Source organism: Marinifilum caeruleilacunae (genome assembly GCF_013141825.1).
GTDB classification, from domain to species: domain Bacteria; phylum Bacteroidota; class Bacteroidia; order Bacteroidales; family Marinifilaceae; genus Marinifilum; species Marinifilum caeruleilacunae.
The window spans coordinates 158053-172847 of record NZ_RZNH01000003.1 but is presented as its reverse complement, the minus strand read 5'-3'; the positions used below and the strand labels follow the sequence as shown (position 1 = coordinate 172847).

Here is a 14795-nt window from a genome sequence, read left to right as displayed (position 1 = left end):
AGATATAAATTCTAAGTAAATGTATTTCTTCTAGATTAGTTTTCTGTATTTATTTTAAATACTAGTAAATCATTTGGCTCTTAGGTATTTTTACAAGACTATATTACGCCAATGTTCAACTAAGAATTAACAATTAAGAATAAATCATGATTTGGTTCTTGATTTTTAGTTTCTCCCCAAAAGGGAAAAAAGCCGTAGTAAAAGGTGTAATTTTTAGTAAAAGAAAAAACAAACACTAAATAAATAATGAAAGAAATCAGATGGCATGGACGAGGAGGTCAGGGAGGATTTACTGCTTCTCGTTTGTTAGGAATTGCTGCCAGTGTTCATGGCGGAAAGCACGCTTTGGCTTTTCCATCTTTTGGACCTGAGCGTAGAGGTGCGCCAGTATTGGCATTCACTAAAATTGATGAAACCAAAATTCATGATCGCAGCGAGGTGCAGGAAAGCGACTTTGTAGTGGTAATGGATGAAACTTTAATTGTTCCAGGATTCGAGAAAGGAATTAAACCGGGCGCTTGTGTGTTGATTAATACCCAGGATGTAAGTCAGTACGCAGAACAGCTAAAAGACTTCGAATTGAAAGGGATCGATGCCACTTCTTTAGCGATGGAAGTATTGGGAAGACCCATTACCAATACAGCAATGTATGGAGCTTTGGCAGCTGCATCGGGTTTGGTTAGTAAGGAAGCTGCAATTGCCAGTATTCATACCGAAATGAAGCCGAAACTTGCCCAACTAAATGAGCAGATTGTAGAAAAAGCATTTGAACTAATGAACAATTAAGAACTGATTACAATGAGTCGTCCTAAACATACGGAATACCAAATTCCTCAACACATAAACGATTACCCAACCGGGCCTCAGTACGATGCTGGATTTCTTCCTGAAAAGAATGCAGGTTGGAGAACTTTCAAGCCTGTAGTAAATCACGACGAATGTATTTACTGCTTGCGTTGCTATTTGCTTTGTCCTGATGGAACCATCATGAAAGACAATGGCAAAATTAAAATTGACATGGACTATTGCAAGGGATGTGGCGTTTGTGCCCACGAGTGCCCGAAAGATGCAATTGCAATGGAAAAAGAGTAAGTAAAGCTGAAAGTGGTGAGCCATAAAGGTGTTGATTTAAACAGTTTTTGGCAAACAGAATTAAGAAACAATCGAAATGAAAAATAATAAGGTTTTTATATCAGGTGATGAGGCAGTAGCCCAGGGCGTGAGATTATCTCGTCCTCATGTTGTAGCTGCATACCCAATTACCCCGCAAACCATCACAGTTGAACGTTTGTCCGAAATGGTAGAGGCAGGCGAGATGGATGCGGAATATATGCACGTAGAGTCTGAGCACTCTGCAATCTCTGCTACCATGGGTGCCAGCGCAGTTGGCGCCAGAACTTTTACAGCATCTTCATCGCAAGGTTTGTTGTACATGGCCGAAGGTTTACACTATTGTAGTGGCGGACGTTGGCCTGTAGTGATGATGAATGCCAACCGTTCAGTTGCTTTGCCATGGAGTATTTATGGCGATCAGAGAGATTCACTTTCTCTTTTAGATTCGGGTTGGATTCAAGTATATGTTGAAGATGCGCAGGAAGCATTGGATATGATCATTCAGGCCTATAAAATTGCGGAGCACAAAGATGTATTAACACCAATGATGGTAAACTTGGATGGCTTTATCCTGACTCATACTTACGAATTGGTAGAGATTCCTGATCAGGAAATGGTAGATCATTTCTTGCCAGCTTTCGAAACGCCAAACAAAATGTCTTTTGAGAATCCTAAAAATTTAGGTTTCAGTTCTCGTCCTGATGACAATACCGAATTTAAATATCAGCAAAACGAAGCCATGTTTAATGCCATTGATGTAATTCACAAAACCGATAAGGATTTTGCGGATATGTTTGGCAGAAAATACCACGGTATGGTGGAAGAGTACATGTGCGAAGATGCAGATGTAGTATTGGTAGCATTAGGAAGTGTTTGCGGTACGGTTCGTGTTGTAATCGACAAAATGCGTGCAGAAGGCAAAAAAGTTGGATTGTTAAAAATTCGCTACATGCGCCCATTCCCGGTTGAGGAAGTGAAAGATTTGGCAAAAAGAGTGAAAGCAATTGGAGTAATAGACAAAGACATTTCCTTTGGTTACGAAGGAACAGTATACACCAATGTGAACTCAGCCATTTCGCAAATCGATAAATATGTATTCAAGAGCAATTTTGTTGGCGGTTTAGGTGGTCGTGATATCACCAAAGCTGAAATCGAAGACATGTATAACAAGTTATACGCAGGACTTGAAAACAAGAGTGAAGAAACAGTGGAATTTTTCAGCCTAAATGTAGAAAGCAATGACTAAAGTATTAGATATCCCAAAAGTGAATGCAAAAAACATGACCGAAAAGGAATTTTTCTACGGTCATAAAGCTTGTGCCGGATGTGGCGGTAGTATTGCTGTACGTTTGGCTTTAAAAGTATTGGGCGAGCGAACTTATTCAGCTCTGCCAGCAGGATGTATGTCGGCAGTAGGATTCATTTATCCTCAAATGGCATTCAACTCCAATGCAATTATTACAACTTTCCCGGGTTCGGCTAGTATGGCCGCAGGTATTGCTGCTGGAGCGAAAGCTTTGGGACAAGAAGATTTCAAAACCGTAGTGTTTGCCGGCGACGGTGGAACAGCCGACATTGGTTTTCAGGCGCTATCGGGAATGATAGACCGTAACGACGATGTATTGTATATCTGTTACGATAACGAAGCCTATATGAATACCGGAATCCAAAAAAGTGGATTAACGCCTTATGGAACCAAAACAACTACTACTCCAGCAGGTCAGAATATCCCGGGAACGGTAACTCATAAGAAAAATTTGTTTGAGATTATTGCTGCCCACGATATTCAGTATGCTGCCACCGCTAGTATTGGTTATCCTCAGGATTTTCTGAATAAGGTAAACAAAGCCAAGCATGTAAAAGGAGCTTCTTTTATTCATGTGTATGCATCATGTCCAACAGGATGGGGAACACCAACCGAAACTTCGGTGGAAATTGCAAAGGATGCAGTGGATTGTGGTTTGATTTTTCTTGCAGAATACGAAGATGGTGAATACAAATTGAATCGTAATCCGAAGGAGTTCAGGTCGGTAGAAGACTATCTGAAAAAACAAGGAAGATTCAAGCACATGAGCGATGCAGATATTCAATGCGTAATTGAGAACCGCGATAAGAAGTGGGAAAGAATGCGTAAAAATTGGCTGTAAGCAATTGGCTGAAACAATAAACAAAACCAAAACAACAATAAACTAAATAACATGATCAGTGATTTAAAAGGAACTTTTTCCCAAATCAGTAACAACAACAAGCGATCGGCAATTCGCGAAATTCTGAAATTGACTCAAAATCCTGAGATCATTTCATTCGCAGGAGGTTTACCAGCACCAGAATCATTTCCTGTAGATGCTTTAGATAGTATTGTTTCGGATATGTTGCGCGAAGAAGGTGCAGCAGTTCTTCAGTACGATGCAACCGAGGGAGTTACCGAATTAAGAGAATTACTTGTTCAAAAGTATCAGAACGAGGGAGTACAGTGTTCACTTGAGAATATGATTGTAACCACCGGATCGCAACAAGGTTTGGATTTGGTAGGAAAAGTTTTTGTAAACCAGGGTGATGTAGTTATCTGTGGTTTGCCTTCGTATTTGGGCGGTATCAGTGCTTTCCAGGCTTATGGAGCCAAAATGGAAGGTGTACCAATGGATGAGTATGGTATGAGTGCTGAGCTTCTGGAAGCCAAATTGGTTGAGTTGAGAGATCAGGGCATCAAACCGAAATTCATTTACATTATTCCTGATTTTCAAAACCCAACAGGAATTACCATGCCTGAATCTCGTCGTCTGGAAATTATTGCTTTGGCACACAAATACGATGTGCTGATTGTTGAAGATTGTCCGTACCGTGAAGTAAGATTCGATGGAGAACCACAAAGGTTGATGTACGATTTGGATCAGGATGATCATGTAATCACTTTAGGTACTTTCTCGAAAATTTTTGCTCCGGGATTCCGCATTGGCTGGATTCTTGGACCAAAAGATGTGAATGATAAAATTGTGGTGGCCAAACAATCGTCTGATTTGTGTACCCCAACTTTTGTTCAGAAAATAGCAATTCGCTACATGCAATCTGGTGTTTTCGAAGAAAATCTGCAAAAAACCATCGATTTGTATCACCAGCGCAGAGATGTGATGTTGGCCGAAATGGAAAAACACATGCCTGATTGTGTGAAATGGACGCATCCAGAAGGAGGAATGTTCCTGTTCATCACTCTTCCTGAAGATATGGATGCAATGGAGCTCTTCCACAAAGCCATTGAAAAGAAAGTGGCTTTCGTAACAGGTAATGTATTCTATTGCGATGGAGGAGGTAGCAATACCATGCGTTTGAACTTCTCTTATGTGAACAACGAGAAGGCCATTGCAGGAATTCAACGCCTGGCTGAAATTATCGAAGCAGAAGTGGCGGTTGAGACTTGCTAATCGATTAAGAAAAATAAAATATGATCAGACACTGATGGATGTTGATATTCTATCAGTGTCTGGTATAAAATTTTATTTTAAGTTACACAAAGGCTTAATTTAGAGTTATTTTAAGTACATAATAATAGGAAAAGTAATGTAAAAATAATAGTTTAAAGCACTATATTTTTACTAATCCCTATTGAATTATGAAAAAGCATTTTATCGTACTTTTCGTACTGCTAAGTCTACTCACATTCTCGTCTTTTGCTCAAGGCGATTTTAGAATAGGTTATATTGTAACTTCCAATGGAGACACCATAAAAGGTGAGATTGCATATACCTTAAAATCGAAAAATTACAAGTCCTGTACGTTTAAGCAAGGTGAAAGTATCACCAAGTACTCACCTGCTGAATTAAAGATATATTCCATAGATGGAATCAGGGCATTTGCCAGTGGTATAGTTCCTGATTTTTTTGTGGAAACATTGATTGAAGGAGAAATTAGTCTTTACAAAAAAGACCTTGTTTATTATGTGCAGAAAAATGGTGGAGAGATTCACATTTTGGAACAATATCTTAAAGACAAGGAGGTAAAGACTGAGAATAAAAGATGGAAAGGCATTATGTTATTCCTGGTTAAAGATCGTTTGGAAGGTCAGGTAAATAGCAAAAACTTCAGATTTTCAGAAAAGTATTTGACCGAGCTGGTTCGAAAATATAACATTAAAGGAGGAAAAGAATATACAGAAACCAAAGCAGATATTCCCTGGGCCATTACTCATTATGGTGCTGTGGGTGGCGTAAATATTCATAGATTCTATTTAGATGAAGCTAAAACTTCTTCGTACATAGATGATTTTAATCATACGTCTCCATTTATCGGATTATATTATAATATTTCTTCACCAAGGCTATCCGAAAAATTTAGCTTCCAGATTGAAGCACAGTTATGCAAGTTGGATGCTAAAGGCACATCGTTTTATGGAACATATAAAGAACATTTTATCAAAACAACAAAGTTGAGTATTCCACTTGGTTTGAAATATGATTTGCATACGAAGAAATTGAATTGGCATGCTTTGGCTGGATTTGTAGCAGATATTAATTTCAATATAGATCATTACACAATGATCTATAGAACCAATGATTTGAATACCGAACCAGAAGAGCTTTTGAATTTCTTCAGTACGGATAAAAGTCAAATTGGTCTTTGGGCTGGTATGGGTGTTGAAAAGAAATTCAAAAAGTTTAATGCCAGATTTGATTTTAGATACAACAAGTTAAGTAGTATTTTATACGACAGACAGCAGGTAAATTTTAACGAAGATCGTTTTTCATTTGTTTTAATTCTTTCTAAGTAACTTGGTGTAGTTAGCTCGTTGCATTTAAAGAACACATTAGGGTGTATTTTACATGATTCAGTCTGTATATACTCCCTTTTCTTTTTTTTAATTAATTTTCGATGAATTTTTCAGATTTGAAACAATGAAAACCTATTCAACAGCTTGTCCTAGAAACTGCTACAGTACTTGTAGCATTAAAGTTCGTGTAGAAAATGATAGAGTGATTGGAATTGATCCACATCCTGAAAATCTGGCTACACCCGAAGGACCATGTATTAAAGGTTTGGCTTATGTAGAAAGAGCCAATTCCAGGGAAAGGATTTTATATCCGCTGAAGCGAATTGCAGAGGGAAAATACGATCGAATTTCCTGGGAAGAGGCATTGGAAATTATTAGTGATAAACTGACTGATTGCAAGCAAATTGATGGGCCACATTCTGTTCTTTATTTCGCAGCCAGTGGCATGTCTGGCCTATTGAATGGTGTTGGGGCAAATTTCTGGAAACTGTTTGGAGGCGCCACAACCTGCTATGGGAACCTTTGTTGGCCGGCAGGTTTAGAGGCAACAAGATTAACATTGGGAGCCAACAAGCACAATGCACCCTGGGATCTCGAAAATGCAAAACTGATTGTATTGTGGGGGAAAAATCCTGCCGAGACCAATATACAGGAGATGATCCCGATTGAAAAAGCACAGGAAAAAGGGGCAAAACTCATTGTAGTTGATCCCCGCAGAACACCTTCCAGCGAAAGAGCCAATTCCTTGTTCCAGATTCAATCGGGAACCGATGGGGCATTGGCCCTGGGAATTGCCAGGGAATTGATTCAGAATGATTGGATCGATCATGATTTCATCAGCAAATATGTGAATGGTTTCGAGCAATTTAAAGAAAGAGTAGAAACTTATACACTCGAAAGAGTATCAGAAATATGTCGTATTCCGATTGCAGCCATTCAGGAATTGGCCAGTCAAATAGGAAGCAGCGATGCCATGACCCTCATTCCGGGTTATGGAATGCAACGATACGAGAATGGTGGCCAGACAACACGCTGTATTTTGGCCCTATCGGTAATCACCGGAAATATTGGAAAAGCAGGAGCGTGCTTTCACTATGCGAACTTGCAGAGTTATGTTTTCGATGATTTGAAAGAACCGGAATCATACTTCCCGGGATGCGAACACCCAAGTTTTAGAAGAAAGATATCGGTAGCCAAATTGGGTGAAGATTTGTTGAAGATCTCCGATCCTGAGGTCAAATTCATTTGGGTGGAAAGGGGAAATCCTTTATCTCAAAATCCGGATACCAATCAAATCAGAAAAGCATTTAGAAAGGCAGATTTTAGAGTTGTTGTGGATCAGTTTATGACTGATACCACATTGGAGGCTGATTTAATTCTGCCTGCCAAAAATATGTTCGAACAGACCGATATCATTGGTTCATACTGGAATCCATATGTGCAATTGCGACAAAAAGTAATGGAGCCGGCAGGAGAAGTGAAACCTGAAAGTGAAATCTATTACCTTTTGGCAAAAAAGTTGGGCTTCGAGGAAAGTGAGATACAAGAAAATATACCCGAACCTACAGATGAAGCCGTTGAAGAATACCTGAACGGATTCTTAAAAGAATTTCCCGAGCTGAGCCTGGAGGAATTGAAGAAAAGGCCACAATTGGCCAATAGCTTCGAAGAAATTCCCTTCTCGGATCACCGTTTTCCTACAGCCTCGGGAAAAATTGAGCTGTATAGCAAACTGGCAAAACATATGTGGGGAGTTGATGAATTGCCCGATTATGTGCCATTGGAAAAGCAAAGTGAATTTCAGTTTCAACTGATATCTCCCAATTCGAAAAACAGAATTCATTCTCAGTTTGGAAATCTGAATGTGATCAAACAATTCGAACCTGAAGCTTATCTTTTCGTTCATCCGCTCGATGCAGAAGAGCTGAACATGAAAAATGGAGAAAAAGTGGAAATGTATAACCAGCAGGGAAGAGCGGAAGTAAAACTTCAATACGATATGGGCTTGCGTCGAAAAAATGTAGTTCTGACCAATGGTCATCAGTCGCATTTGGGAGCTGCGCCTAACTTGTTTACCAAAGGCTGCGAAACCGATATGGGGCACGGAACTGCCTTTCACAATACCTGGATCGATATTAAAAAAATTAATAATGAGTAATGATCAATGATCAACGAGTATTTGGATTAAGGAACTGTTTCGATCAAGTAAGTGATACCAGTCCTAATTGAGAATAATGATAAAGAAAAGTTTGACTTGAAATTATAATTTTAGAGGTCGTGGAAAAAAACTCATTCATATTCAATACGAACAAATGCGTAGCTTGTAATGCTTGCGTGGCTGGTTGCAGCATCGAAAATGGAACCGATTTCCGTGTAAATTGGCGCGAGGTAAATACAGGGAATAAAATCAAACACCCAGGATTGCCTGTCTTTCATTTCTCTTTGGCCTGTAACCATTGTGAGGATGCGCCTTGCATGAAAAACTGTCCTGCACTGTCTTACACCCGCGACGAGAAGACGGGTGCAATTATTCATCATGCCGAAGCTTGCATTGGTTGTACTTATTGTACCTGGGCATGTCCGTATGATGCTCCAAAATTTAACCCGACAACAAAAATTGTCGAGAAATGTAATTTCTGTGTCGACAGAATTTCAGATGGAAAACGTCCTGCATGTGTCGAAGCTTGTCCGGTAGGTGCACTTGATTTCGGTCAGCTGGCATTAAAAGAGGAAGATCGTGTAACACCTGGCTTTGTTGATATGGGCATCAAACCATCCATTCAGCTGATTCCATTACGCGAAGAACACTCAACTCCAAAAATTGAGAACACCGATAAGGTAGAAATTGACCCGAAGAAAATAAAGGAGTGGCTACCAAAAGCAAAAGATAAGGTGGCCCTCGATAAGGAATGGACACTGGTACTCTTTACCATTGCAGTAGCTGGTTTGTTTGCCTGGCAGGCGGCTCATTTATTAAGCTTCTTGCCAATGCAATTGCTTCCTTTCAGTATTCTTTCTGTGCTGGCAATTGCCTTAACATCGCTACACATTGGGAAAAAAATGCGCATGTGGCGCTTTATTCTCAACTTAAAAGGCTCATGGTTAAGTCGCGAAATATTCTCCTTTTCGGGATTTCTGGGACTTACAGGATTGCAATTAATTACAGGCAACATTTGGTTCGGAATTGCAGCTTCGATTTTTGGAATTCTTGCCTTGATATCGGTTGATATGGTATACAAACTTTTGCAGAGAAAGGACAATTTGTTACTCCACTCAGGAATGGTTGTTCTTACAGGCATCTTTTTCTTTGCCTGGATAGGCGGGATCTCTATTATACTGGAGACAATGATCCTTTTAAAAGCAATTTTGTACGCATGGAGAAAAATATCATTAAGAGCTAAGAATATTACTTATTTTCCAATGCTTTCACTGCTTCGAATTTTGTGTTTATTCATCCCTTATCTTCTATTTGATTTAGAATGGGAACAAAGCCTTGCCATCCTATTACCAATCGTATTTGTTGGCGAAATTATCGATAGGGCAGAATTCTATCATGAATCGGATGTGATCACACCGGAGAAACAATTAAGAATGACGAGTTAAAAATTACGAAGATTCAAACTTACTCAATCATACAATCTAACTCTCGATAACTATTGGGACACACAATTACTCATATGCCATGAAAAAAAACATCAATGCATCGCACACTCCGCTTTATCGTGAAGCGGGATTCAACCTAAAAGATTCGAAAACCACAAAAGAGGCTTTTGCTGCAGAATTGGATCATCCGCACGAGCCCGAAAACTATATCTATTCACGATATCGCAACCCAACCACCGTAGCAGTTGAGCAACAAATTATGGAACTCGAATGCTGTAATTGGGCATTACTGGTAGAAACCGGAATGGCTGCCATTGATGTTGCCGTATCAGTTTTTCAAAAAGGAAAAGATACCCGACCATGGCTCTTCTTTCACGAAATTTATGGTGGAACCAACTCCTTTATTGATACCGTACTGATTAAGCGCCGTAACCTGGATGTGCATCGATTTTATGCCAACAATGGTTTATACGATTTTGAAGAACTGGAAAGAATGCTGAAGGAAATTCAGCCGGAATTTTTGTACTTCGAAGCCGTTTCGAACCCAATGTTAATTGTTGCCGATGTAAAACGAATTATGGAACTGGCCAAGCAGCACGATTGTAAAATTATTGTAGATAATACTTTTGGAACACCTTATTTGTGGAAACCATTGTTAGACGGAGCCGACCTTGTAATTCATTCGGCCACCAAATACATGAGCGGCCATGGAAACATTACAGCCGGTGTAATTTGTGGAAACGATGAGGAGTTACTGAAGGAAGCAATCGAGTATCGTAAATGGGCTGGTCATTTTTTAAGTCCCGATGATGCCTACCGATTGGGATCACAGCTTAAAAGTTTCGAATTGCGCTTCAGGCAACATTGCGATAATGCGCTTGCTTTGGCAGAATACCTGCAAAAACATCCAAAAATTGAAGAAGTTTTATACCCAGGTTTGGAATCGCACCCAACCCGAAAAGAAGCCGTGGCTTTATTTGGCAATAAAGGTTTTGGAGGCATGGTTACTTTCGATATCAAGGGCGAATCGGATGAAGACAAACGAGAGAAATGCAATCGATTTGTAGCTGCTCTGGAAGACAGCATTCCATTGGTACCAACACTTGGCGAAGTAGACACTATATTGTTGCCAGTAGAGCCGGTTTGGGGTGCGAAATATCCACTGCCTGGAACCATTCGACTTTCAGTAGGAATCGAAAATATTGAAAAATTGAAAGGCTGGATAGAAACTGCCTTGGAGGAAATTTAAAATATTGAAGCTGTATCAAAGGAGTTGATTTCCTTCGATACAGCTATTTATTGTTTTAAAACATTTAGCCATTTACAGCTTTTAGAAATACATCTCTTTTCAATCCTGCTTCTAACTTGTAATCATAGAGTAAGCGAATGGCTTGTTTATCAAGATTTGGAACTCGAAAATCATATAATTTATTCTCACTATCTTCAATTGATTTAAAGGTGTATTTACCCATTAAATTGTACTCGTCGTACTCCTGATTTGTTGGCTTTAAACCAATTGCTTTTAGTAGTTCTCTATGAATAACTCTGCGTTTTGTCTCATCACTATTAAATGGTACAATTAAAATGTTTGCCGATGTGATATGATTTGAAAACATAGGTACTTCAGTGGTACACAATCCATTTAGTCTTTTGGGATTCAGTTTTTCATTGTCATGAAATTTTATTTCAAGATTTCCCTCACTCGTTACTCTTTTCATTCTAATTCCAAATGCATATTGGTTGAAAGTTTCAATAAAATCATCTATGGCTTTTAAATCGCTTGGATTGTTGCTCTCGCTTACCAATATTTTAATATCCTTCGCCCATCTTTGCATGTTTTGATGATCCCTGAATCCAACCTCGGAAAAATATGAGATGGCATCTGTCGAATAGCTGTCGCAAAGTGTAGTAAGCTCTGATTTGTTTTCTGTGCAAGCACAAAAAGAGAATGCAATCATCAATGGTAAAACTCTTTTGATGATTGTGTTACGTTTTGATTTAAGATTCATTGTTTTGATTAAGTAATATGTAGTATTGTCTGTGAATTGTTGATAAATTTTACTTCAGCAACAAACCAATTTTCAATCCTGCCGTAATGGTTAATGGGGTATCCGAATCAGCTCCCAGAAATCCATAATGATAAACTTCATCGTCATGATCATGTCTGTATCCATATCCTGCACCGATGTAGAAATCAAGGAGGAAATTATCGTTAAAAACGTATTGCTTACCCACAACAATATTAAAAGCTATTGCCCAATTTGTATATCTTTCATCTCGGGTTGAAAGCATACTGCCCCAATAGTAATCATAGCTGTTGTCCAGAGAATAAACCGAGAAGCATAATTCTGGTTTCACATAAGTACCTTTAAGCACGTGGGCATATCGCATTCCTTTCAAATAGAAATCTGGATTTTTGATATACTTTATTCCAAATTTAGCAAAGGCTCCTCTCGGATTTTCATCATTATTATCCACTCCAAGTCCTATAATTCCCAGACTGGCCTCCCAACTTCTCGAAGGTCGTATTAGACGTTCATAAGATATGGTGGTGTTACCTGTTAAGGGAGCCAGAAAATTCAGTTTTATGGCATGTTTTTTCTGGTTCTCATAGGTTTTTGCACCATACAATGAATGAGAAAAACTCAACTCTTTTCCATTCTCCAGAATAATTTTGATAATGTCATTCTTATCGATCCCAAAAAGGATACTACTGGAGGTTTCTGGGAGAATGTATTTTACCTCGTCGGTATTGATCTCTTTTACGATACAGTGTATGGTATCCTGGTTTGTTTTAAGGATTCGATCTTGTGCATTGAGCTGATAAAAAGCACAAAAGAAGGCAATGCTTCCCAATAATAACTTTTTCATGATGTGGTTTTTTGGTCTTTGATTACATGGTTCAATAAATTACTGGCAGGTAATTTAATTTTATTGATAATCAAACATAAAGATTTTTATCAGTTTATCAAAATGTGATTTAATTTTTTCGAAGAATGACAGTTTTTGAATCATATGGATACAAAAAAAGCCACGAAAATTCGCGGCTTTTAGAAATATCTGTTGATTAAATTATTCATTTAGTGTTGGAGCATCATCCATTCGGTCGATTAAGGCCTGTGGCAGCTTTTTCTTCACTTTAGCACCCAGTTCTCGAATTTTTTCGGCACTTCTAACCAGGTTACCACGACCATCGGTTAATTTATTCATCGATGTGGCGTAGGTTTTTTTAGCTGTATCCATTTGACGGCCCAGGCTGATCATATCATCCACAAAACCAACAAATTTGTCGTAAAGTGCTCCACCCTGGCGTGCAATCTCCAATACATTTCGGTTTTGGTGTTCCTGTTTCCAGATCGAAGCAATGGTGCGCAGTGTAGCCAGCAGGGTAGAAGGGCTCACAATTACAATCTTATTTTCCCACGCAAAGCTGAACAATTCCTGGTCGGCTTGCACCGCCATGGCAAATGAAGATTCAATTGGAACAAACATCAAAACAAAATCAGGCGAATTTAATTCCTCTGAACTTTGATAATGCTTGTCAGCCAATTCCTTCACATGTGCTTTCATCGAAGTGATATGATCTTTCAGGAACTTATCCTTGTCTTCTTCCCCATTGGAATTCACAAATCTTTCGTAGGCAACCAGCGAAACTTTCGAATCTACAATCACATGCTTCTCTTCTGGTAAACGTATGATTACGTCTGGGCGAATGGTCTGTCCTTCGATGTTTTGGGTCACCACTTCGCGCTCGTATTCTTCTCCTTTTGTTAAACCCGAGCGTTCCAAAATTCTTTCCAGTACAACTTCACCCCAATTTCCCTGTTTTTTTACATCGCCTTTTAAGGCTTTGGTCAGGTTATTGGCTTCATCGCTAATTTTAGCATTCAGGTCGTAAAGTTTCTTCACTTCCTCTTTCAGGCTTATCTTATCACGCAGCTCTTTATCATAGGTTTCCTCAACTTTCTTCTCAAAGGAGCTTAACTTTTCCTTTATCGGACCCAGAATATCATCCATATTCTTTTGGTTCGAACTGGTAAATTCTTTGGTGTTTTCTTTCAGTATTTTAGAGGCAATGTTTTCGAACTCGGTAGTGAATTTCTTTTGCAATTCTTCCAGTTCATTTTTCTGGTTCTCCAGGCGCTCCTCTAAATTCTTTCTTTCGGTAGCCGAAATCGAGACCGAACGGGTGAGCTTATCGTTTTTCTCCCTTTCTTCGCTCAATAAATTCGCGGCTTCTTCTTTTTCTCGTTTTATGTTAGCCAATCGCTCTTCCAGTATCGATAATTGATGCGATAATTCCGATTTTTCCTTGATAAAATCATTCTCCTGTTTCAATAGCTCTTCGCGGCCCAGAGTGGCTTGTTGGGTCACTTTTTTTCTCATTACCAACCACCCGATAATGAAGCCTTTTAGAATTCCAATTCCGATATATAAATATTCCATCTTATTTTATTGTTTACACAAATAAAGTTTGCCTGATAAACTGTTATGAGTCTTTTCGTTTAATTCGTGATCTTTTATTTGGCTTTCGGTTTTTCAAACTCCTTTAGCTCCATCATCCCATTATCCAAAACAGCATAGGTAAAGTTGGTTACCCAATCGCCGGTATTAATGTACCTGCTCTTCCCATTCAAATCGATATCGCAGGGCCAATGTCTGTGCCCAAATACAAAATAGTCGAAATGTTCTTTCTTTAGCTCATCTTTTGCAAAAAGCACCAGCCATTCCTTATCTACTCCTCTAAAATTTTCCGCCTCTATCATGCCATTGCTCAATCGGCTGTGGCCCGACCATTTGTGTGCCAGCCATATGGCAAAGTTGGGGTGAATCCTGGCAAAGGACCATTGTAAAAATTTATTGGTAAAAATGCTTTTAAGAAACTTATATCCCTTGTCGTAAGGTCCAAGGCCATCGCCATGTCCAAGAAAAAATTTCTTGCCCTGAAGCTGTGTTTTCACAATATCGCGATGCACAATTACTCCAATTTCGCTTGGCAGGTAATCGAAAACCCAAATGTCGTGGTTTCCGGTAAAAAAGTGTACCGGGATGCCCGAGTCGGTAATTTCGGCAAGTTTGCCCAGAACCCTGGTAAAACCTCTTGGTACAGCACGTTTGTACTCAAACCAAAAGTCAAAAATATCGCCCATCAGGTAAATGGCTTCGGCATCTTTTTTTGCCATATCCAGCCATTTTACAAAAAGCAATTCGCGTTCGCGATTGTTATTCAAAGCTGGCGCACCCAAATGTACATCCGATGCGAAATATATTTTTTTATTCTCACTCATATGAAAGTATCAAGTACTTAAAATGCCTA

Annotated in this window: 13 protein-coding genes; 9 read left to right on the top strand and 4 right to left on the bottom strand. The window is 39.1% G+C overall.

What is annotated here, in order from left to right; all coding sequences use genetic code 11:
- Positions 1-246: 246 nt before the first annotated feature.
- The 9 genes from ELS83_RS03425 (at position 247) to ELS83_RS03385 (ending at position 10727) form a co-directional block, all read left to right on the top strand.
- On the top strand, positions 247-786 hold the full coding sequence (locus tag ELS83_RS03425; protein ID WP_171594126.1) for a 2-oxoacid:acceptor oxidoreductase family protein: 540 nt from the start codon (positions 247-249) through the stop codon (positions 784-786).
- Positions 787-798: 12 nt separating this feature from the next.
- A complete protein-coding gene (locus ELS83_RS03420; protein ID WP_171594125.1) occupies positions 799-1092 on the top strand; it encodes a 4Fe-4S binding protein in 294 nt (97 codons plus the stop codon).
- A gap of 76 nt (positions 1093-1168) precedes the next feature.
- Positions 1169-2359, top strand: a complete 1191-nt coding sequence (locus tag ELS83_RS03415) for a transketolase C-terminal domain-containing protein (protein ID WP_171594124.1) — start codon at positions 1169-1171, stop codon at positions 2357-2359.
- Positions 2352-3260, top strand: a complete 909-nt coding sequence (locus tag ELS83_RS03410; RefSeq protein ID WP_171594123.1) for a thiamine pyrophosphate-dependent enzyme — start codon at positions 2352-2354, stop codon at positions 3258-3260. Before ELS83_RS03415 ends, ELS83_RS03410 begins: the two co-directional genes overlap by 8 nt.
- A 51-nt stretch (positions 3261-3311) precedes the next feature.
- Positions 3312-4532 carry an aminotransferase-like domain-containing protein gene (locus tag ELS83_RS03405; RefSeq protein WP_171594122.1) on the top strand — a complete coding sequence of 407 codons (1221 nt, stop codon included), beginning with the start codon at positions 3312-3314 and terminating at the stop codon, positions 4530-4532.
- Between the two features lie 188 nt (positions 4533-4720).
- On the top strand, positions 4721-5875 hold the full coding sequence (locus ELS83_RS03400) for an outer membrane beta-barrel protein (protein WP_171594121.1): 1155 nt from the start codon (positions 4721-4723) through the stop codon (positions 5873-5875).
- 124 nt (positions 5876-5999) lie between these two features.
- Positions 6000-8033 (top strand): molybdopterin-containing oxidoreductase family protein, encoded by a 2034-nt coding sequence (locus ELS83_RS03395; RefSeq protein ID WP_171594120.1) that lies wholly within the window; start codon positions 6000-6002, stop codon positions 8031-8033.
- A gap of 119 nt (positions 8034-8152) precedes the next feature.
- Positions 8153-9478 (top strand): 4Fe-4S dicluster domain-containing protein, encoded by a 1326-nt coding sequence (locus ELS83_RS03390; protein ID WP_171594119.1) that lies wholly within the window; start codon positions 8153-8155, stop codon positions 9476-9478.
- Between the two features lie 79 nt (positions 9479-9557).
- On the top strand, positions 9558-10727 hold the full coding sequence (locus ELS83_RS03385; RefSeq protein ID WP_171594118.1) for a trans-sulfuration enzyme family protein: 1170 nt from the start codon (positions 9558-9560) through the stop codon (positions 10725-10727).
- A gap of 64 nt (positions 10728-10791) precedes the next feature.
- Here the strand turns inward: ELS83_RS03385 and ELS83_RS03380 are convergent, their stop codons facing one another.
- The 4 genes from ELS83_RS03380 to ELS83_RS03365 all read right to left on the bottom strand — a co-directional run bounded on the left by ELS83_RS03380 (position 10792) and on the right by ELS83_RS03365 (position 14766).
- Positions 10792-11487 (bottom strand): DUF2927 domain-containing protein, encoded by a 696-nt coding sequence (locus ELS83_RS03380; protein WP_171594117.1) that lies wholly within the window; start codon positions 11485-11487, stop codon positions 10792-10794.
- A gap of 49 nt (positions 11488-11536) precedes the next feature.
- Complete coding sequence (locus tag ELS83_RS03375) at positions 11537-12349, bottom strand: DUF3575 domain-containing protein (protein WP_171594116.1); 813 nt, start codon at positions 12347-12349, stop codon at positions 11537-11539.
- Between the two features lie 201 nt (positions 12350-12550).
- On the bottom strand, positions 12551-13924 hold the full coding sequence (locus tag ELS83_RS03370) for a DNA recombination protein RmuC (RefSeq protein ID WP_171594115.1): 1374 nt from the start codon (positions 13922-13924) through the stop codon (positions 12551-12553).
- A gap of 74 nt (positions 13925-13998) precedes the next feature.
- Complete coding sequence (locus ELS83_RS03365; protein WP_171594114.1) at positions 13999-14766, bottom strand: UDP-2,3-diacylglucosamine diphosphatase; 768 nt, start codon at positions 14764-14766, stop codon at positions 13999-14001.
- Positions 14767-14795 lie beyond the last annotated feature (29 nt).